This is a genomic window from Mesorhizobium sp. M6A.T.Cr.TU.017.01.1.1, from assembly GCF_004023115.1.
GTDB lineage: Bacteria > Pseudomonadota > Alphaproteobacteria > Rhizobiales > Rhizobiaceae > Mesorhizobium > Mesorhizobium mediterraneum.
Window position 1 is genome coordinate 1 of the sequence record NZ_RZTA01000119.1, and the last position, 20,508, is coordinate 20,508.

Annotated in this window: 18 protein-coding genes and 1 pseudogene; 13 read left to right on the forward strand and 6 right to left on the reverse strand. The window is 64.0% G+C overall.

Annotation, left to right across the window (positions count from 1 at the left end; genetic code table 11):
• The 4 genes and pseudogenes from EOB36_RS27865 to EOB36_RS27880 form a co-directional block, all read right to left on the reverse strand.
• A pseudogene (locus tag EOB36_RS27865) lies at positions 1–463 on the reverse strand (energy transducer TonB); the annotation flags it as partial.
• Positions 463–921: a TonB system transport protein ExbD gene (gene exbD / locus EOB36_RS27870; RefSeq protein WP_128286140.1), complete on the reverse strand. Its 459-nt coding sequence runs from the start codon at positions 919–921 to the stop codon at positions 463–465. The gene exbD and the pseudogene EOB36_RS27865, both read right to left, overlap by 1 nt.
• Before the next feature lie 15 nt (positions 922–936).
• Entirely contained in the window at positions 937–1,899 is a 963-nt protein-coding gene (gene exbB, locus EOB36_RS27875) for a tonB-system energizer ExbB (protein WP_128286141.1), read from the reverse strand.
• Between the two features lie 28 nt (positions 1,900–1,927).
• A complete protein-coding gene (locus EOB36_RS27880) occupies positions 1,928–2,719 on the reverse strand; it encodes an ATP-binding cassette domain-containing protein (protein WP_164897630.1) in 792 nt (263 codons plus the stop codon).
• A gap of 219 nt (positions 2,720–2,938) precedes the next feature.
• Here EOB36_RS27880 and EOB36_RS27885 point away from each other — a divergent pair, with 219 nt between their 5' ends.
• The 11 genes from EOB36_RS27885 to EOB36_RS27935 all read left to right on the forward strand — a co-directional run bounded on the left by EOB36_RS27885 (position 2,939) and on the right by EOB36_RS27935 (position 15,462).
• Positions 2,939–5,125: a TonB-dependent siderophore receptor gene (locus EOB36_RS27885; protein WP_245467914.1), complete on the forward strand. Its 2,187-nt coding sequence runs from the start codon at positions 2,939–2,941 to the stop codon at positions 5,123–5,125.
• A 7-nt stretch (positions 5,126–5,132) separates the two neighbouring features.
• Positions 5,133–6,014 carry an ABC transporter substrate-binding protein gene (locus EOB36_RS27890; RefSeq protein ID WP_245467915.1) on the forward strand — a complete coding sequence of 294 codons (882 nt, stop codon included), beginning with the start codon at positions 5,133–5,135 and terminating at the stop codon, positions 6,012–6,014.
• A 53-nt stretch (positions 6,015–6,067) separates the two neighbouring features.
• Positions 6,068–8,023, forward strand: coding sequence for a Fe(3+)-hydroxamate ABC transporter permease FhuB (fhuB, locus tag EOB36_RS27895; protein WP_164897631.1), 1,956 nt, complete (start codon positions 6,068–6,070; stop codon positions 8,021–8,023).
• 286 nt (positions 8,024–8,309) lie between these two features.
• Complete coding sequence (locus tag EOB36_RS27900; RefSeq protein ID WP_128286144.1) at positions 8,310–9,389, forward strand: LacI family DNA-binding transcriptional regulator; 1,080 nt, start codon at positions 8,310–8,312, stop codon at positions 9,387–9,389.
• Between the two features lie 60 nt (positions 9,390–9,449).
• A complete protein-coding gene (locus EOB36_RS27905; protein ID WP_095484994.1) occupies positions 9,450–10,556 on the forward strand; it encodes an ABC transporter substrate-binding protein in 1,107 nt (368 codons plus the stop codon).
• A gap of 70 nt (positions 10,557–10,626) precedes the next feature.
• Positions 10,627–11,469, forward strand: a complete 843-nt coding sequence (locus tag EOB36_RS27910; RefSeq protein WP_128286145.1) for an ABC transporter permease — start codon at positions 10,627–10,629, stop codon at positions 11,467–11,469.
• The gene (locus EOB36_RS27915) at positions 11,466–12,269 is read left to right on the forward strand and encodes an ABC transporter permease (protein ID WP_128286146.1); all 804 of its coding nucleotides are present in this window, start codon (positions 11,466–11,468) and stop codon (positions 12,267–12,269) included. Before EOB36_RS27910 ends, EOB36_RS27915 begins: the two co-directional genes overlap by 4 nt.
• Positions 12,270–12,311: 42 nt before the next feature.
• Entirely contained in the window at positions 12,312–13,319 is a 1,008-nt protein-coding gene (locus tag EOB36_RS27920) for an arginine deiminase family protein (RefSeq protein ID WP_006327249.1), read from the forward strand.
• 15 nt (positions 13,320–13,334) lie between these two features.
• Positions 13,335–14,411, forward strand: a complete 1,077-nt coding sequence (locus EOB36_RS27925; protein ID WP_127288278.1) for an ABC transporter ATP-binding protein — start codon at positions 13,335–13,337, stop codon at positions 14,409–14,411.
• 36 nt (positions 14,412–14,447) lie between these two features.
• Positions 14,448–15,122: an isochorismatase family cysteine hydrolase gene (locus EOB36_RS27930; RefSeq protein WP_126104416.1), complete on the forward strand. Its 675-nt coding sequence runs from the start codon at positions 14,448–14,450 to the stop codon at positions 15,120–15,122.
• 1 nt (position 15,123) lies between these two features.
• Entirely contained in the window at positions 15,124–15,462 is a 339-nt protein-coding gene (locus tag EOB36_RS27935) for a GYD domain-containing protein (RefSeq protein WP_095484988.1), read from the forward strand.
• 7 nt (positions 15,463–15,469) lie between these two features.
• Here the strand turns inward: EOB36_RS27935 and EOB36_RS27940 are convergent, their stop codons facing one another.
• Together EOB36_RS27940 and EOB36_RS27950 are read right to left on the reverse strand one after the other, a co-directional pair.
• On the reverse strand, positions 15,470–16,417 hold the full coding sequence (locus EOB36_RS27940) for an LLM class flavin-dependent oxidoreductase (protein ID WP_095485130.1): 948 nt from the start codon (positions 16,415–16,417) through the stop codon (positions 15,470–15,472).
• A gap of 500 nt (positions 16,418–16,917) precedes the next feature.
• Positions 16,918–17,310: a hypothetical protein gene (locus EOB36_RS27950; protein ID WP_127205300.1), complete on the reverse strand. Its 393-nt coding sequence runs from the start codon at positions 17,308–17,310 to the stop codon at positions 16,918–16,920.
• A gap of 326 nt (positions 17,311–17,636) precedes the next feature.
• On the opposite strand from EOB36_RS27950, the gene EOB36_RS27955 reads away from it, so the two are divergent.
• Positions 17,637–18,890 carry an NAD(P)/FAD-dependent oxidoreductase gene (locus EOB36_RS27955; RefSeq protein ID WP_128286147.1) on the forward strand — a complete coding sequence of 418 codons (1,254 nt, stop codon included), beginning with the start codon at positions 17,637–17,639 and terminating at the stop codon, positions 18,888–18,890.
• 435 nt (positions 18,891–19,325) lie between these two features.
• A partial coding sequence (locus EOB36_RS27960; protein WP_164897632.1) for an exonuclease domain-containing protein occupies positions 19,326–20,508 on the forward strand: 1,183 nt, incomplete at its 3' end.

The following is a 20,508-nucleotide window of genomic DNA, read 5'->3' on the forward strand; positions in this document are numbered from 1 at the left end:
GCGGAATGACCACTTCCGGCGTGACGGCCTCGGCAATTTCGGGCACGGCCTCCTCGAGCGGCGGCTGGTCGACCCGTTCCGCCACGGTCGGCGGGGTGGGCTCGATTGCATCGGCCGGAGCGGTTTCCGACGGCTCGACGACCGGCTCTGCCTGCTCGACGGGCGGTTCGGGCGGAGGCTCCGTTTCGGCTATCTCGGGCTCCTCGGCCGGGTCCGGCTGATCGGGCGTCACCTCGTCCGGTATCGGGGCCGGCATGGCCGGCGTGAACGCCATCGGCGACAATTCGATCACCTGCGCCTGCGGCGGCCCGCCATCGGGCGCGGCCGGGCGCCAGCCCTGCATCGCATAGCCGATCGCGGCATGCGCCACCAGAACCAGCGCAGCCGCGCCTGCCCACCACGCCATCTCGCGCACGCCGAAACGACGCTGATCGGCCATCGGCAGGGCGGCGGCCGGCGACATTATTGGCCCGTTCCATCTTGCGGCGCAGCGGCATCGCCGGGCATCGTCTCGAGGCCGACCAGCGCGATCTTCAGATAGCCGGCGCCGCGCAAAAGGTTCATCACCTCCATCAGATCGCCATAGCCGACCGCCTTGTCGGCACGCAGGAAGATGCGCGTCTGCCTGTCGCCTTTTGTCCTGCCGACGAGCGTGGCGGCGAAAGTTTCGCGCGGCACGGTATCGTTGCCGATTGCCAGGCTGAGATCATCTTTTAGCGTCAGGAACAGCGGCGTCTCCGGCCGGGGAGCCGGCGTCGCGTTCGAGCCGGGCAGGTCGACATTGACGTCCACCGTCGCCAGCGGTGCTGCGACCATGAAGATGATCAGCAGGACCAGGATCACGTCGATGAACGGCGTGACGTTGATCTCGTGGTTTTCCTCGAGATCGCCGTCGATGTTCTCTCGAATTCTAGCCGCCATGGCGTCGCTCCGTGTTCATTCCGCGGCCATCGACTTTGCCGGCGCGACCGTGCGGAAATCGAGATCCCGGCTGACCAGCCGTTCGACCCCCGCCGACGCATCGGCAAGGATCTGCCTGTAGCCGGCTATCGATCGCGCAAAGACGTTGTAGATGACCACCGCCGGGATCGCCGCGACAAGGCCCATCGCGGTGGCCAGCAAGGCCTCTGCAATGCCCGGGGCAACGACCGCGAGATTGGTGGTCTGCGCCTGCGAGATGCCGATGAAGGCGTTCATGATGCCCCAGACGGTGCCGAAAAGGCCGACAAACGGCGCGGTCGAGCCGATCGTCGCCAGCACGCCGGTGCCGCGCGACATGCGCCGCGCCGCCGCCGCCTCGATGCGTGACAGTCGCGAGGTGACCCGTTCCTTCAGCCCGTCGCCGGACACATGGTCGAGCGAGCCGGCCGAAAGCGCTGCCTCTTCCTCCGCCGCCCGCACCAGCAGGGCGCCGGGACCACCATTGTGGCCAAGCGCGCGCCCGGCCTGGTTCAGCGTCGCGGCATTGCCGATGGCTTGTGCCGCGCGGCGTGCGCGCAGCTTGCCGCCAAGGATCTCCAGCGACTTGGCCAGCCATATCGTCCAGGTGACGAAGGACGCGAAAGCCAGCCCGATCATCACCGCTTTCACGACGATGTCGGCTGCCATGAACATGCCCCATGGCGACAGATCATGCGGCAGGGTCAGGGACGTCGCCGCCGAAGGACCAGTCTCGATGGGTGTGGTCTGGGTGGGCGTGGTCACGCCGGGCTGCGTCGCCTGCGGCACGACGGCGTTTGGCGCGGCCTCCGCCGGCGGCGCGGGAGCGGGCGCCTCGATCGCCGGAGCCGCGCCCGGTTGCTCCTGGGCGGCCGTGCCCGGTTGCTCCTGGGCGGCAGTGCCGCCGGCCGACAGGATGACGGATGCGATCAACGCGGCGAACAAACCATGTCTGGACAAGGGCTTCTTCCTCATTCTCACAGTGGCCTCATTGCACATAGCCGATGGGCTGGCCGGTGACGGGGTGCGCGAACACACCCATCTCGACACCGAAAATTCCTTTGAGTACGTCGCCCTGCATGATCTGGTCCGGCGTGCCGCGCGTCAGCAGCCTGCCGTCCTTCAGCGCGATCAGTTCATCGCAGTAGCGCGCCGCCATATTGGGATCGTGCAGCACGACGACGACGCACAGGTCGCGCTTACGGCTGAGGTCTCTGACTAGCCCCAGCACCTCGACCTGATGGGCGATGTCGAGCGCCGAGATCGGCTCGTCGAGCAGCATGACGCCGGCATTCTGCGCCACCAGCATGGCCAGCCATGCGCGCTGGCGCTCGCCGCCGGACAGTTCGTCCACCAGCCGGTCGGTGAAGTCCGCCATGTCGGTCAGGACCAGCGCCTCGTCGACATGGCGCCTGTCCTCGTGCCCGAAGCGGCCGAGCGCGCCATGCCAGGGATAGCGCCCGAGCGTCGCCAATTCGCCCACGGTAAGACCGGTCGCCGCCGGCGTCGTCTGCGGCAGGTAGGCCAGCGCGCGGGCGAGCTCGCGCGCGCCCCACTGCACCAGCGGACGCTGCGCGAAGGTGATGCCGCCCGAGCTTGCCGGCTGCTGGCGCGCCAAGAGCTTGATCAGCGTCGACTTGCCCGAGCCGTTGTGCCCGATCAGCCCATAGACGCGCGAGCGTTGCAGCTCGAGTGTGACAGGACCGAGCAGCGTCCGCTCGCCGACGGCAAAGCGCACCGCTTCGACATGGAAGGCAGTCTGGGCATGTGTTCCAGCCACGGTGTTGGCCTCTCTTTGGCTTCGCGCGCGCATTTCGGCAATCCGGTTTTTCGGCGCCGATGCCCGGTTGACTATGAAACATGACTTTACTAGTCAACAATGAAGATGACTTTTTGAGTCAACAAAATGTCGTGACGCGCCGGATTTGCGTCGAAATTCGAAAAAGTGGGGCGTGCCGAGATGGTGGGTGGTTCTGGTCGCGGAAGAATCCGAGATGAAATGACTGCGCGCCGAAACCTGCTGATCGCAGCGATGTCGCTGCCTGTGCTGCTTGGCGGCGGCCACGCCGTCGCGCAGGAGGCGACCACCACTCTCGACCCGATCAACGTCCAGGAACGCGTCGAAAGCGCCTTTGGAACGGTCGACGGCTATGTCGCCACCCAGGGCTCCACCGCCACCAAGACCGACACGCCGCTGATCGAAACGCCGCAGTCGATATCGGTCGTCACCAGAGACCAGATGGAAGCGCAGGCGGTGGACAGCCTGAACAGCGCGCTGCGTTATACTCCAGGCGCCAGCGGCAATCTCTACGGCACCGACAATCGTGGCCACGGCTTGCAGATGCGCGGCATTTCGAACTCCAGCGGCGTCTTCTACAAGGACGGGCTGCAGCTCAAAGAAAGCAATTTCACGCTGTTCACCGCGCTCGATTCCTACGGCGCCGAACGTTACGAAATCCTGCGCGGGCCGGCGTCGGTTCTTTACGGCCAGGCAAGTCCTGGCGGCATCATCAACTATGTCAGCAAGCGCCCGACCGAGGAGAACCTCCGCGAGGTCGAGCTCGGCGCCGGAAGCTTCAACCGCTATGAAGGAAAGTTCGATTTCAGCGGGGCAGTGAACGCCGACAAGTCGCTGCTGTTCCGCCTCACCGGCGCCGCTCATATGGGCGACACCCAGACAGATTTCGTCAAGGACGACCGCATCTTCATCGCCCCGGCGCTGACCTGGCAGCCGGATGCCGATACCAGCCTGACGATACTCGCCAACTATCAGCGCGACCGCTCGGGATGGGCGATGCAGTATCTGCCTGCGGACGGTACTATCAGGCCTGCGAAATACGGACACATCCTGCCGAACAGCCGATTTGTCGGCGAACCGGACTTCGACACCTACAACAATGACCAGGTGTCGATCGGTTACGAGTTCGATCACCGTTTCAACGAGACATGGCAGGTTCGCCAGCATGCCCGCTATGTCTATCTGAAGCACTACGAGGAAGGCGTCTTCGGTGGTGGACTTCTAGAGGAAGAACCTGAGACGCCCGAAGGACCTGGGACGCCCTATGGCACATACTCTCGCTATGCCGATGCCGGCGGTACCAGGCTGAGCGGCGTGACCATCGACAATCAGGCGCAGGCCGATTTCGACACCGGGCCGCTCGCCCACACACTGCTTCTCGGCCTCGACTACAAGCGCTACACCTATCGTGACTATGCCTCGGAGGGGACGGTCGATCCGATCGACATCTTCAATCCGGTCTATGGCAGCCCAATCACCGATCTGACGCCCTACACAGACACAGACACGACCCAATCGCAGGTCGGCATCTACGCGCAGGACCAGATCAAGCTGGGCAACTGGCGGCTGACGCTCGGCGGCCGACAGGACTGGGCGGACTCGAAAGTCTACGACAATCTGGCCGGCGCTTTCGATCCCCGCCAGAAGGACGACGCCTTCACCAGCCGCGCCGGCCTGCTTTATCTCGCCGACAACGGTCTTGCCCCTTATGTCAGCTATTCCGAATCGTTCCAGCCGGTGTCCGGCCCCGACAGCAACGGCAATCCCCTCGTCCCCGAAACCGGCAAGCAGTACCAAATCGGCCTGAAATATCAGCCGGTCGGCTGGAACTCCTTCGTCACCGTTTCGGCCTTCGACCTGACCCGGCAGAATGTCGTGCGCTATGGCGGCGTTGGCGCGCCCAACGACATCTTCCAGACCGGCGAGATCCGCTCGCGCGGCATCGAGCTGGAAGGTGTTGCGAGCCTTGATTCCGGCTTCGATCTCAGGGCGGCCTACACCTATCTCGACACTGAGATCACCAGCCCGACCAGCATCAACGAGGATGGAACGAGCAACCAGGGCAACACGCCTTTCGGCGTGCCGACACACGCGGCCTCGCTGTGGGCGAACTACACTGTCGGCAGCGGCAGGCTGGAGGGCCTCGGGCTCGGCGCCGGCATCCGCTATGTCGGCTCGACCTACGGCGACGACGCCAATACGTTCAAGGTGCCGGCCGTCACGCTCGTCGATGCCGCGCTCCACTACAAATGGCAGAGCGCCGAGCTGAACCTCAATGTCAGCAATCTGTTCGACAAGCGCTATGTCGCCTCCTGCTTCGCAGAAAGCTTTGGCTGCTTTTATGGCGAGGGTCGCCGGATCAAGGGCTCGGTGAAGTACACATGGTGACCCTCGCGTGCAGGCCCGGACCCAATTGGCACCCCTGACGCGGCGCCGATGCCTTGCCGGCCTGGCCGCGACGAGCCTCGGTCTGCGCGGCGATCTGGCGCGTGCGGCACCGCCGCCGCGGATCGCCTGCCTCGAATGGACCTCGGCCGAGATGGTCATCTCGCTCGGCATCGGGCCGGTCGCTGTCGCCGACACCAAGGGTTACCGCGACTGGGTCGTGGGTCCGGCTCTTCCAGCCGGCTGCATCGATCTCGGCTCGCGCGGCGAGCCCAATCTCGAGCTGCTCCTGGAACTCAAGCCCGACCTGATCACCGGCGCCTATGGCTTCGGGCTCGACGAAGCACCATTCAAGCGGATCGCGCCAGTGCACACCGTGCCCTTCTACGACGGTGCCGAGGCGCCTTATCGCCAGGCCGAAATTGAAACGCTGAAACTTGGCCTGCGACTCGACCGAGAGGCTGAGGCGCAACGGCTTATCCAGGAGACGGCGGCGGCAATCGCCCAGATCAGGGCACAATTGTCGGGACAGGCACGCCAACCGCTCGCTGTGGTCAGCATGTTCGACGACCGTCACGTCCGTGTTTACGGCAAGGGCGGTCTGTTCCAGGACGTGCTCGACAGGCTGAGCCTCACCAATGCCTGGACGGCGCCGACCGATGGCTGGGGGTTTTCCATGCTGGGCATCGAAGAGCTGGTTGCGATCGGCGAGGCTCGCGTGATTTCCCTCGATCCGATCCCCCCGCATGTGAAGATCAGGATTGACCAAAGCAGCCTCTGGGCGAATCTTCCCTGCGTCAAAGCCGGCAACGTCAGAACAATCCCGCCGGTATGGCCGTTTGGCGGACTTGCCGCCGCTACCCGTTTTGCAAATTTTCTGGTCCGGGCATGACCGTCATGCAGTCCACGGCTGGCCCTCGTGCTCGTTTCGTGGCAGGCGGCTGGATGCTCGTCGCCCTCGTCGGCGTGCCGGCGGTGCTCGCCGCATATCTTACCGCTGCCCAGCTTTTGCGCCTGTTGCCCGCCGACATGTGGTGGCAATCGCTCGGGGCGACGGACTTTGCCGATCCGCGGCAGCTGCTCTATCGCCATGCCTTTCTGCCGCGTCTGGCGATCAGCCTGCTGGCCGGCGCGGCGCTCGGCCTGACCGGCACGCTGCTCCAGCAGGTGCTGCGCAATCCGCTCGCCGAGCCGACGACCATCGGCACCAATGCAGGCGCTACCGTCGCCCTGACGATCGCCACGCTCTACGCGCCGTGGATGCTGGAGCAAGGTCGCGAATGGGTGGCGCTCGCCGGCGGCGCCTTGTCGACGCTGGCGGTTTTGGCTCTGGCCCAGGGCCGGAGTTTCTCGCCGGTCGCGATCATCATTTCGGGCCTGGTGGTCAGCCTGACATGCAGTTCGGCGAGCGCCCTGCTGATGGCAGCCAATCGCGAATATTCCGAGGAGCTTTTCATCTGGCAGAGCGGCTCGCTGATCCAGAACGGCGACGCCGTGGTGCTCGGCTTCGCGCCATGGCTCGCGGTGGCCGGCGTTGCTGCCTTCCTTCTGCTCCGGCCGCTGCGGCTTCTGGACCTGAGCGACGAGGGTGCGGAAAGCCTCGGGACGAAACCCGTGGTGACACGGCTGGCCGGGATGACTGTCGCCGTCGCGCTGAGCAGCATGGTGGTCGCAGCCGTCGGCGTCATCAGCTTCGTGGCGCTTGCGGCGCCGGCGCTGGTCAGGCTCGCCGGCGCACGGACCTTGCGCCAGCGCATGATCTGGGCGCCCCTAGCGGGCGCCGCGCTGTTGTGGCTGACCGACCGGCTGGTGCAGGTCGTGCCGTTCACCTCCGAAATCCCGGCAGGCGTGGCGACTGCTTTCCTCGGTGCGCCGCTGCTGTTTCTTCTCCTGCCGAAATTGCGCACCAGCCCGGATCGGGACGGCGCCATGCTGTCTTCCGTGCGCAGGCGAAGCGGGTGGGTCTATCTGCTGGCTGGGCTTGTCGTGATGGCGCTTCTTCTCTGCGCCGCGCTTGTTGTCGGGCGAGGCGCGGCCGGCTGGCACGTGGCCTCGGCCGCCGAACTTGCCGACCTCCTGCCGCTCAGGGCGCCTCGCATCGCCGTCGCAGTTTCCGCTGGCATGATGCTGGGCGTGGCCGGCACGCTGATGCAGAGGATGACCGGCAATCCGATGGCGGCGCCCGAGGTGCTGGGTGTTTCCGGCGGCGCCTCGCTAGGCATCCCGCTGCTCTTCGTCGCGACTTCTGATGTCAGCCGCCCGGCAATGATCGCGGCCGGTCTCGTCGGGGCTCTGGCCAGCCTGGCGATGATTTCGCAGACCGGCCGCCGGCAACCCATCGCGAATGATCGGCTGCTGCTTTCCGGTGTCGCCGTGGCGACGATGGCATCGGCATTCTCGGCGGTGCTGCTCGCCAGCGGCGATCCTCGGCTCGATACGCTCATCGGCTGGCTATCCGGCTCCACCTACCGGGCCACCGCCGCCGATGCCACAATCGCAGCTGTGACGGCAATTGCTCTGCTGGCCGTCGTGCCCCTCACAATCCGCTGGCTGGAAATCCTGCCGCTTGGAGAAGCCGCCTCGCGCGGGCTCGGGCTTAGCCTCTTTCGCGTTCGGGTCATCCTCCTGGTGCTTATTGCGGTGCCGACGACAGTAGCCACGCTTGTCATCGGACCGCTGAGCTTCGTCGGATTGATGGCGCCGCACCTGGCCCGCATGCTCGGCTTCCAACGCGCCTTGCCGCCGCTTTTCGCATCCGCGATCCTTGGCGGGATGATCCTTGTTTTGGCCGACTGGGCCGGCCGGACGCTCATTTTCCCATGGCAGATTCCGGCGGGCCTGCTGGCTGCCCTGGTCGGAGGGCCTTATTTCATGGTGCTGATGTGGAAAGGCCGGCAATGAGCGCTGGCCTTCGCACCGTCAAGCGCTACCGGCTGGCGGCCAGATAGCGTCGGAAGATCCCACTGTTAGCCGGCTCCGTTAGGGATCAGCACACGACCACGCCCTGCCGCGAATTTTAGTGGCGGCACCACCCTATGTTTCCGAAGACAGATCGCAAATTCACGAAACCGGTTTAGTAAAGCGGTTTACAAACCCTGTTGCCTATGGTGAACTCTCGGCTGTCGGGAGAAGTCGATATGAGGGCCGCAGACGTTTGCACTGTTGAAGGAATGTGGCCGAGCCTCCGATGAAAAAGCCCGCTGCATCGACGATCAGGAATGTGGCGCACGCGGCCGGCGTCTCGGTCACCACCGTGTCACGTCACCTGAACGGCCGTATCAAGCTGCCCGCGGAAACCAGCGAGCGCATCAGAGCCGCCGTGGCGAAGCTGGAGTATCGCCCCAACGCCATCGCGCGACGCCTCAGCAAGGGCCGCAGCGAAACCATCGGCCTGATCGTTTCCGACATCTCCTACCCATTTTTCGCCGCCATCGCGAGTTCGGCGGAAGAGGAAGCGAGCCGTCTCGGCTATAGCCTGGTGATGTTCAACAGCCGCAACATCGCGGCCAAGGAACTGGGCTTCCTGTCGCGCATCGACGACGCGCAGGTGGACGGCATTCTGCTGATGACCAACCATCCGGACGATGGCGCGCTGGTCGAGAAGATCAATGCCTGCAGCAACGTCGTCCTGGTCGACGAGGATGTTCCGGGCGCCGTGGCGCCGCGACTGTTTGCCGATAACCGTCTCGGCGCCCAGCTTGCCACCGATCATCTTCTGGCGCACGGGCACGAGGCGATCGCCTTCGTCGGCGGCCCGCCGGCGCTGCTCAGCAGCAGGGAACGGTTCGGGGCCTTCAAGGACAGTCTCAAGAATAGTGGCCTGAGGGTGAATCCCGATCACGTCTTCTTCGGCGACTACGACGAACAGTCAGGCCTTCGTGCCATACTGCAGTTCGCCGCCCTCGACAGTCCGCCGACCGCCATCTTCGCCTCCGCCGACATGCTGGCGCTGGGGATTTTGCAAGGCTGCCGCAAGCTCGGCATCACCGTGCCGGCCGAGCTGTCGCTGGTCGGTTTCGACGACATCCGCAATGTCGATCTTCTCGATCCGCCGCTGACGGCCATCCACCAATCCGCCGAGGAATTCGGGCGCCGGGCGGTCGGACTGCTGATCGACCACATCAACGGCGCCGAGATTCCGGACGTGGCGCCGGTAGCGGTGAAGCTTGTCGTGCGCCACTCCGTGGCCGCGCCGCGCAAGGCGCATTGGAAACTGGCAGGAAACGCCTCAGCGGAAAATCGACCGCCGGCAAGAGTGGGAATCTAAACAGAGACGGATCAAATCCGCGAAGACATGCAGTCACCATCAACAATGGGAGAATGAAAAATGACAATCTCGCATTTCGCACAAGACGCGGCGCAGATCGCGCTGGAAAAATTCAACCGCGGTGAGATCGATCGCCGATCTTTCCTCTTTGCCCTCGGCGGCCTCGGACTTGCGGCCGCCTTCAAGCCGGGTGTTGCCCAGGCCGACGCCTCCGAAATCGTCGTCTGCAACTGGGGCGGTGCCGCGGCGGACGCCTTCGCCAAGGCCTATGGCGACCCCTTCACCAAGAAGAGCGGCATGAAAGTGGTGATCGACGGGGCCGGGCCAGCGGTCGGGACAATCAGGGCCATGGTCGAGTCCGGCAAGGTCATCTGGGACGCCACCGACGGCGGCATGATCGACTCGCTGACACTGGGCAAGGGCAATCTGGTCGAGCCGATCGACTACACGATCGTCGACAAATCGCAGGTGCCCGAGAATTTCGCCGGGGAGTTCGGCGTCTCGAACTATGTCTATTCGAACGTGCTCGCCTATGACGCCGAGGCGACCAAGGGCACAGCACCCACCGGCTGGGCCGACTTCTTCGACACGGCGAAATTCCCCGGCAAACGCACCATGTGCAAATGGATCCAGGGCCAGCTCGAATTCGTCCTCATGGCGGACGGCGTCGCGCCCGCCGACCTTTATCCGCTCGATGTCGACCGGGCGTTCAAGAAGCTGAAGCCGATGCTTGCCGACATCATCTTCTGGGAAGGCGGCGCGCAGACACAGCAATTGTTCCGCGAGGGCGAAGTCGTGATGGGCAACATCTGGCACACCCGCGCCAACCTGCTCAACAAGGAGACGCCCGACAAGTTCAAATGGATCTGGGAACAGAACATCCTTTCGGCCAGCGCATGGTCGGTTCCCAAGGGCAATCCCGCCGGCAAGAAAGTGTTCGATTTCATCAATTCGACACTCGATCCGGCAGGCCAGCTCGTGCTGCTGCAGATCATGGGCAACGGGCCTTCCAATCCCAAGACCCTGGCCTTGATGACGCCGGCGGACGCCGCCGTGAACCCGACGACGAAGGAGAACGCGGCCTCGCAGATCATGCTCAACCCCGCCTATTACGCGGAACACGAGACCGAGCTCCAGAACAAGTATCTGGATTTCATCTCGAGCTGATTGACGAGCCAACAGGGAAGGGCTGCCGCTGGCAAGGCGGCGGCCCCTCATCCGATGCGAATTTGATCCGATGCGCAATTTCAAGACAACAGCTCTGCTGCTGACCGTTCCCGCCAGCCTGGTGGCGATCGGCCTCTATGCAGCGCCGATCCTGCAGGTTCTGGCATTGAGCCTGACCGAGCCGAAGTTCGGCCTTGCCAACTACCAGAGCCTGTTCGCCAACGCAGCGGTCGGCCGCGTCGTCATGACGACGCTCAAAGTGTCTGTTATGACGACGGTGCTGACCGTGCTGGCGAGTTACGTCGTCGCCTTCGCCATCATCCATATGTCGGCAGGCTGGCGCCGCATCTCGCTGTTCCTGGTGCTGGTGCCGTTCTGGATATCGGTGCTGGTCAGGGCATTTTCCTGGATCACCATCTTGCGCCGGCGCGGCGTTCTCAACAGCGCTTTGATGGAGATGGGCGTCATCTCGAGCCCGCTCGACCTCGTCTATAATCTCTTCGGCGTCACCATCGGCATGGTGCACTACATGATGCCGTTCGCCATCCTGCTGCTCTATGCCAATTTGTCGGACATCGACCGCCGTATCATGCAGGCGGCGCGCTCGCTAGGCGCACGCCCGGCCACGATCTTCTGGCGCGTCTGGCTGCCGCTCAGCCTGCCGGGCATCGCGCTTGCGACACTGTTCGTCTTCGTCTTCTCACTCGGCTTCCTGGTCACGCCTGCTCTGCTCGGCGCCGGCAAAACCCTGATGATCGCCGAATACATCTCGGTTCAGATATCGAGCACCTCGCGCTGGGATCTGGCAACATCGCTGTCGACGATGCTGCTTCTGGTGGTCGGCATTATTATCTTCGCTGCCATGCGCAGCCCGGCGCTGCGCGCCGCCTTCGTCGCGAGGCCGCAGCAATGAGGCTCCGGCGCATCATAGAAGTCGGCCTGCCGCGCCTGCTCGCCTGGTGCCTGCTCGGCTTCCTGTTCGTTCCGATCCTGGTGGTGATCCCGGTCGCGCTCACCGACCGCGATTACCTGTCGCTGCCGCAGGACGGCATTTCGATGGAGCATTTCGCGGCACTGACCGACTGGAGCAAGGGCTGGCTGCCAAGCATGCTGACCAGCGCCGGCATCGCGCTGGCCTGCGCCGCGATCGCCACGGCTCTCGGCGTCGCCTTCGCCGTCGGCGCCTGGGCAGCGGGCGGCTGGTGGCCGTCCCTGATGCGCATCCTCCTGCTGTCGCCGATGATCGTGCCGCCGATCATCTACGCGGTCGGCATGGTCAAGCTGTGGGCGCGGCTGTCGCTGCTCGACAGCTACACCGGCGTCATCCTGGTGCATGTCGTGCTGGCCCTGCCGCTGACGGTGCTGGCCATCGGCGCGTCGCTCTCCAACCTCGACCAGCGGCTGGTGCAGGCGGCGAGAAGCCTCGGCGCCAGGCCGATGACCGTCTTCGGCAAGGTGATCCTGCCGAATATCGTTCCCGGCGTTGCCGCCGGCGCCCTGCTCGCCTTTGTCGCGTCCTGGGACGAGATCACGGTGACGCTGTTCATCACCGGACGCGCCGTCGTCACGCTGCCGCGCCGCATCTGGACGAGCATCCAGGATGCCGTCGACCCGGCGCTGGCGGCGATCGCAACTGTCCTGCTCGTCGTCACCGTGCTGGCGCTGGTCGCACGAGCGCTGATCGAACGCAGGCAACGGCAACGGAAATTCTAAATTCAAACACCTCGGAAACAGATCGAAAGGAAAGGAATACCCATGAGCACCGCGATGAGCGACAACGAATACCGTGAGAACAAGTTCTTCAGCATCTTCGGCTCCGTTCCGGAACCGGGCTTCGACACCGCTGAGGAGCAGATCCCGGTATGGGGCCGCCATTGGGGCTGCTCGAACGATGTCGGCAAGCTGCGCGCCGTCCTGATGCATCGCCCCGGCGACGAGCTTTCCGTCGTCGAGAACAAGCCGATGCCCGAGGTCGGCGGCTTCGGCGATCCGGAAAAAGGCTGGTACTGGATGGGCCGCACCATGCCGGACCTGCCCGCTATGCAGCGCGCCCACGACGAATTCACCGGTTTGCTGCGTTCGGAAGGCGTCGACGTCATTCTCGTCGACAAGGCCGCTCCCGGCGCGATGAAGCAGATCTACACGCGCGACAGCGTCATCGGCATTCCGGGCGGCGCCATCGTCACCCGCCTGGCGCGGCGGGTGCGCCGCGGCGAGGAACTGCCGGTGACCCGGGCACTGGCCAAGGCCGGATGCCCGATTCTCGGCACCATCCACGGATCGGCCGTCTTCGAGGGCGGCGGCTTTGCCTTCATCGATGCCAAGACCGCCGTCTGCACGGTCTCCATCGCCTGCAACCCGGAAGGCGTGCGGCAGGTCGAGAGCATCCTCGCCGGCCTCGGCGTGACGCTGATCAAGGTGCCGATGCCCGGATACCGTATTCACATCGACGGCGCTTTCATTATGGTCGACGTCGAGACGGCGATCGTCAATGTCAACGAACTGCCCTACCCGTTCATTGAGTATCTGGAGAAGCGCGGCATCAAGATGATCGAACTGCCTCCCGAGGACAGCGCCATGTCGCTCAATTGCCTGGCCGTCGCGCCCGGCCGGGTGATCATGCATGGCAGCCGCTCGAAGCGCCTGGCCGACAGGCTCGACGCGGCCGGGATCACCGTGCTGACCTGCAATTACGAGACGGTCGAGCTCGGCGGCGGCGGCCTGCATTGCTCGACCGCACCGCTGATCAGGGACCCGATCTGATATGGTCTCGAACTGATGGCATTGCTGGTCATCGACGATCTCGAAAAGACCTATGACAAGGTCACCGCCTTGACCGGGATCAACCTCTCGGTCGAGGCGGGAGAGTTCGTCACCTTGCTCGGGCCCTCGGGGTCCGGCAAGACGACCTTGCTGATGTCGCTGGCCGGCTTCACCACGCCGAGCAAGGGGACGATCCGCCTCGACGGCAAGGACATCACCCATGTCGACCCCGAGGACCGCAATTTCGGCTTCGTCTTCCAGGGTTATGCGCTGTTCCCGCATCTCTCCGTCGCCAACAACATCGCCTTCTCCCTCCGCGTCCGCAAATGGGAGAAGCCGAAGATCGCCGCGCGGGTGGCCGAAATGCTGTCGCTGGTCGGCCTCGACAATCTGGCCGAGCGCAAGCCGCGCGAATTGTCGGGCGGCCAGCAGCAGCGCGTTGCCATCGCCCGCGCCCTGGCCTTCGGGCCGCGCATCCTGCTGCTCGACGAGCCGCTTTCGGCGCTCGACCGCATGCTGCGCGAATCCATGCAGAAGGAACTGAAACGGCTGCATCGCGAGACCGGGGTGACCTTCGTCTACGTCACCCACGACCAGGAGGAGGCGATCGCCATGTCCGATCGCATCGCAGTGTTCAACCACGGCCGCATCGTCGAAATCGGGCTGCCTCGCGACCTCTACAAAAAACCGTCGACGCGCTTCGTCGCCGGTTTTCTCGGCGAGAACAATTTCCTGTCCGGCCATCGTGCCGATGATGACGAGACGATGGTCGAGGCGTTCGGCACGCGCTTCGGCTTTCCCTTGGTCAAAGACCGCGAACGGCCCGGCGACAGTCTGACCGTGTGGGTGCGCCCCGAGGACATCTGCATCGGGCAGGCAACGGACGACGAGATCGGCTTTCGCGCGACGGTCGTCGAGAATTCCTTTGTCGGCGCGCTGGAACGCATCCTGCTGCGGACGGCGACCGGCGAACAGATGGTTGCGACGCTGCGCTCGGAAGCAGCCGTCGCGGCCGTTCCCGGACAAGTCATCGACTGCCGGATTGACCCGTCCGCTATCGGCGTCCTGCCGAACGAAACCCGGGGGTCTTGAGCCGGCGAAACATATCTCGCTGGAGAAGAGAGAAAAATGATCAAGGCGACGCCTTTCGATTTTCCTTACGACGGCAGGCTGGTGCCTGGACATACTGCTCTTGTCGTCATCGACATGCAGGAGGATTTCCTGTCGACATCTGGCTATTTCGCCAAGCAGGGATACGATCCGAGCCCGCTGCGAGCCATCCTGCCGACGGTCAACCGCCTGATCGCGGCCGCCCGCGCGGCAGGCCTGAAAATCATCCACACCAGGCAAGGCTACCGGGCCGACATGGCCGACATGACGCCTTATGAGAAATGGCGCCGCAAACGGGCCGGCCTTGAGGGTACCGACATCCTGCTGCGTTCGAGCCCCGGCTTCCAGATCGTTCCCGAGATCGACGTCGCGCCTGAGGACATCATCGTCGACAAGACCTGCAATGGCGCTTTCACCTACACCGATTTCGAGCACGTGCTGCGCGCGCAGGGCATCACGCATCTGCTGTTTTCAGGATGCACGACCGATGTCTGCGTGCACACGACCTTGCGCGAGGCCTGCGACCGGAATTTCCAGTGCCTGACGATCACGGATGCTTGCGCCAGCGGCGACAGATATGCGCATGAGGCTGCACTCCACATGGTGACGGTCGAAAATGGGATTTTCGGCGCGCTGACCGATTCAAGCGCCGTTATCGCGGCGCTGTCGCTACTCTCCGGCAAGGCGCACTGATATGCCCGAAGATACTGCCGACACACCCGCCGCAGCCAAGACCGGCCGGCTTTACGTCTCGCTGATGCGGTTGACCGACAAGGGGCTGGCTGAGCTTGCCGGCAGCCCCAATCGCCGGAAAATCAGCGAGGAGCGGGTTGCAGCCCTTGGCGGCAAATCCGTCGCCTTCTATGCCACGCTCGGCGCCTATGACTTCGTTCAGGTTTTTGAAATGCCTGATAACGAGGCCATGATGCAGTATGTGCTGACGGCCCGGCGCGACGGCTTCGTCGAGCCTCTCATTCTGCCGGCGTTCGACCCGCCGACCTTCGGCGACATTGTCGAACGCGTCCTGAAATAACCAGCGTTCAGCCTGCGGCACGTGTTTCCCGGACCACGCGGGACGCAAACGCCTCGGGCTGCGGGGCATCGGCCTCGCGACGCGCCACCGAGTTGCGCAACAGCGCGATCACCTCGCGGCCAGCCGTCGCGATTTCGCGTGGCCTGTCGACGCCAACGATCATGAATTCCTGGATTCCCAAGGCCGCGTAAGGAAGCAGCGCCAGCGCGACCTGCGCCGGAGGCCCGGCAATTTCGACCGCCTTCTGACAGGCGGCGTTGTCCTCCGAACGGATCCTGACGGGAAGCGCGAAACGCAGCTTGCCGGCCCGGCCGTGTTCGGCGGCGGCACTGCGCACCCGCTCCATCAGCTGCCGGATCTCGTCGAGCGAACCTGGCGTCAGCTCGAAGACATCGGCATGCCGCCCGGCGACCCTGAGGGCCGTTCCGGACTGTCCGCCCATGCGGATGGTCATGTCGGCGCCATGCGGTCCCTTGCGCGGCACATACCCGGACCTGACGCTGTAGAAGGCGCCTTCATGATCGAACGGCCTGTCGTTCGACCATAACCGCTTCAGCAGCACCAGATATTCGTCGATCCGCTGCCAGACGACCGTATGGCCGACCGGACGTGCCTCGGCATCGTCGTCGCTCAGCGGCTCGCTGAGCATCCTGAGCGACAGCCGACCGCCACTTTCTGCGTCGAGGGCTGCCAATTGCCGCGCCGCCACCGTCGGCTCGATCACACCCGCCCAATGTGCGAGAACGACCTCCAGAGATGAGGTGCGGCTCAGCGCCTGGGCGGCAATATCCATATTGGTCAGCAGCCCAGCCGGATCGTCGACGACGATCTTTTGGAAACCGATGTCCTCGACCAGCGACAGCTTTGTCGCGGTTTCCGCGAAATCGTAGAAAAACGGCACGGTTGAGTCGGCGGGGTGAGTTTTACCGGGAACATGCGTGAACTCGATCGGCATTGCCATCTCCTCCATCACGTTGGGATCACGGGCGCGCAAAAGCGCACCTGAATTCGGTTCATTCAACTCCGGTATTCTGAAAGCGGCAGGTCGCTACCCCCTGATCATTCAGGGCCCGACGGCTCGGGACTTCATGGTCAAGGGATAAGGCCCAGAACAACCGCTCCGGTGAACACAAACGCAAGGGCAAAAACGAGATAGGCAAAGGCGCCTGCATAGGCCGGCCGCCAAGTCTGGTCAGAACCAAGCCTTTGGCCTTTGCGGGCAGTCCGGGCGTTCTGGAAATAGGACATATCGACCTCCGTCTTCGGCGGTTAATCTATAAAATCAGTAGACTTTGTCGAGTGCTATTTTCCAGCGATTATTAGAATGTTTTTCTCAATTATGATGATAATTTGGTTTGTTTTCTGCTTAGAGCTATGCTTCCGAGCCTGATCGGCCAAGTGATAAAAACCCCGGGCTCCTGCAGGCGGAGGGACGGGGATGGGCGGAGCGGCCTCCTATCTGCTGGGCGGCCTGTAAGCTTCCAGACCGAACAGCATCAGCACGAGCGACACCAGGAAGAAGCCGACCGCAACGCCGAGCGCGATCCGGGCGTAGAGTTTGTAAACGTCGCTCATGATGGTGCCAAACACCCGTCGCGCCGGGCCATCGGCTGGGCGCGACTTCTCGTCGAGATAGAGCCAGACTTCGGTGTGCTTGGGATTCTTGCTGCCTGCGGTCGTGGCTTTCCACATCAACGCCAGAACCATGGTCAGCGTGAGGAACGCGCCGGCGCGGAAGGCGGATACCGGGTTGAAGGAGAAGCCGATCATGACGCAGCCGATGGCAAGCGATCCGAACATAACGGCGCGCCCGATGCATCCCACAGCAACCCGCTTGATCTCGTCCATCGGCTGCCTCGGCAACAAACTGGCCGACAATGTGCGAGCGCTTCGACCGTATCAAATCACTTTAAGGCGAATATGCCGCCTGGACGGTGAACCTCCGGGATTCGGATGGACGTGCGGGCGCAGCTCCGGACCGACCGGCGCACTTTGCGAGCGCCACAGCCTAAAATTTGGCCATCGACGCGGCCCGGCGGCGCTGGCGAACCGGAATGCGCTCGGCCAGTCGGACGGAAATCGGCGGTGCTGGACTCATTGCCATGGACAAGGCTTAATGCTGCGCGGGGCTGGCGAGATCGCCGGGGGGGGCGATTATGAGATCACCGCAGCAAATGACTGACGGCGGCGATGTTCTCGATGCTGTCGTCATCGGGGCCGGCTGGGCCGGCCTGGGTGTCAGCTATTGGCTGGCGCGACGGGGCCTGCGCCACAGCGTATTGGAGCGGGGCCGCATAGGAGAGACCTGGCTTACACAGCGATGGGATTCATTTCGGATGAATACTCCCAACGTCCAGACCGTCATGCCGGGCGATTGCTATGACGGTCCGGATCCGGATGGTGCCCTGACGCGCGATCAGTTCGTCACTCTCCTTGAGGATTTCGCTGGGCGCAACGCGCTGCCGATCGAACCGGATACTGCGGTAAGCGAACTCACGCACGAGAATGGCGCCTATCGGCTGACCACCTCACACGGCACGCTTTGGGCGCGCAATGTGATCGTCGCAAGCGGCAGCCTGAATTGTCCGGTGCGCCCGGTCTGGGCCACCGCGTTGTCGCCAGCTCTCCACCAGATCGACGCCTCCGGCTACCGCAGCGCTGCCGATCTGCCCGATGGAGCGGTGCTGGTGGTCGGAGGCGGCCAATCTGGTGTTCAGATCGCGGAGGAATTGGCGGACGTGGGTCGAACGGTCTTCCTTGCGACCAGTCGTGTCGGACGGCTCCCACGGCGCTACCGGGGTCGCGACATCATGGTCTGGCTGCTCGAAAGTGGGTTTCTCGACGTGCGCCGGGAGGAAGTCATTCGATTTGCGGGACGCATCCCGCCGCGTGGTGTGCTCGGGTCGATGCATACGATAAGCCTTCAGGCGCTGAGCGCCCAGGGTGTCGTGCTTCTTGGGCGCCTCACCGGCATCGAGGATGGCGGCAGCCTCTCGTTCGCCGACGATCTCGAAGCGAATGCCCGCTTTGCGGATGAAGCCTCCGAAAATGTCAAACGCCATGTCGACGACTATATCAGCCGCGCCGGGATCGATGCACCCGTTGCGGAGCCCGACCCGGCGGAGACGGTCGCGATGCGTCAGCCGAACCCGACGATCGGTTCACTCGATCTCTCCCGCTCCGGCGTAACGAGCGTGGTGTGGTGCACGGGTTTTAGGGGCGATTTCAGTTGGATGAGGCTTCCCGGTGCGCTCGACAGCGCGGGACAGCCTGTTCACGCGGATGGCGTGGCCGCCCTGCCGGGCCTTTACTTCGCAGGGCTGGACTTCGCCTCCACACGCAAGTCAGGCATCATCTTGGCGATCGCCGAGGAAGCACCTCGCCTTGTCGAACATATCGCAAGGCATTCGTGGCCGCCTTTGGCATAGTCAAGAAGCTCCTGACAGTCAGGGCCGGGATTAGTGTCAGAAGCCGGCAGATCGCCAGCCACCGCCTTGCGCCGCCATCAGGGTCACGTCTCGCCCCTTAGCGACGTTCCCGCTGAGCGAAGGCAAAGGCCCCCAACGATCAGCCAGTAACTTCGCTCCGGCACGACTGAATGTCTGCTATGATTACCGCTGGAAGCGATCGGTCCCACTTCCGGCCCGAGCTAGTCGAAGATAGGCGAGGACCCCAATGACCGCTTGTGGCGCATTACAGCCGACATCGCGGCCGCCCTCCACTTGCGCGGCCAACGTCTTTTCGCGGCCCGCGCTTCTCTCTAGGATCGGCTATGCTGCAGGGCAAGCAAGATCGACCTTTCCGGCATCGACAGAGCGCTGTCTCGGCAAGCCGGGACATCCGGCAGAGGAATGCTATCGGCTATGCCGAAAGGGACGAAATTGAAGCCGGCGACCGGCGCGACACCGCTGATAGCAATTGCGGCTGCGGCCGTCGACACCGAAACAACCGGGCCCGACGCCACAAAGGCACGCGTGATCCAGATCGGCGCGATCGGCATCGCGCATGGCAAGGTCGTCCGGGAACGTCAGCTCGATCTCCTCATCGATCCCGGCGAAGCGATCCCGTCCGAGGTCTCGCTCGTCCACGGCATCACGGATGCCGATGTTGACGGGGCCGGGACCTTCCTGGACGCATGGGCGCAATTCCAGGAGTTCGTCGGGGACCGTATCCTCGTCGGCCACTCGATCGGCTTCGATCTGGCGGTATGGGAGCGCGAATGCCGACGCGCCCGTTTGCCCTGGAAAAAGCCTCGGGCGCTGTGCGTCCGGCTTCTTGCAACCATAGCAAATCCCAATCTGGCAGACCATTCGCTGGAAACGATCGCCGCCTGGCTTCGCCTGGAGATAGCTGGCCGCCATTCGGCTCTGGGCGATGCGATCGCGGCGGGAGACATCTTTGCCACGCTGATTCCGGAACTGCGCAAGCGCAACATCCGAACACTCGGAGAGGCAGAGGTCGCCTGCCTTGCCCTTTCGGACGCTCTCGAAGCCGGCCATCGCGCCGGCTGGGCCGAGCCGGTGTCGCGACCCCAGGCTCCCGCGTTTCAGCCGGTTGATCCCTATGCCTATCGCCATCGCGTCGGCAGCCTGATGAGCGGCCCGCCGGTCGTGGTGAAGTCGACTAAGCCGACAAGGCAGGTCATCGACCTCATGGTGAAGCGCAAGATCAGTTCGGTCCTTGTGTCCGACCGAGGAGCGCCGGATCAGCCGATTGAGGACTATGGCATCGTTACCGAGCGTGACCTGCTGCGCCGCATATCGTCCGACGCCGAGCGCGCCTTTGACATGCCGGTCGCAAGCATCGCAACGCGACCGCTGATAAGCATCCGCGCCGCCGCCTTCGCTTATCGGGCGATCGGCCGCATGGATCGGCTGAAAGTGCGCCACCTCGCCGTCCGCGATGACGGCGGCATGCTGGTCGGCGTGCTTTCGTCGCGTGACCTGCTGAGGCTCCGCGCCGCCGCGGCCATCGATCTCGACGACACGATCGAGCGTGCCAAGGACGCCGCCGAGCTGGCGGCCACCTGGTCGATGCTGCCGGGCG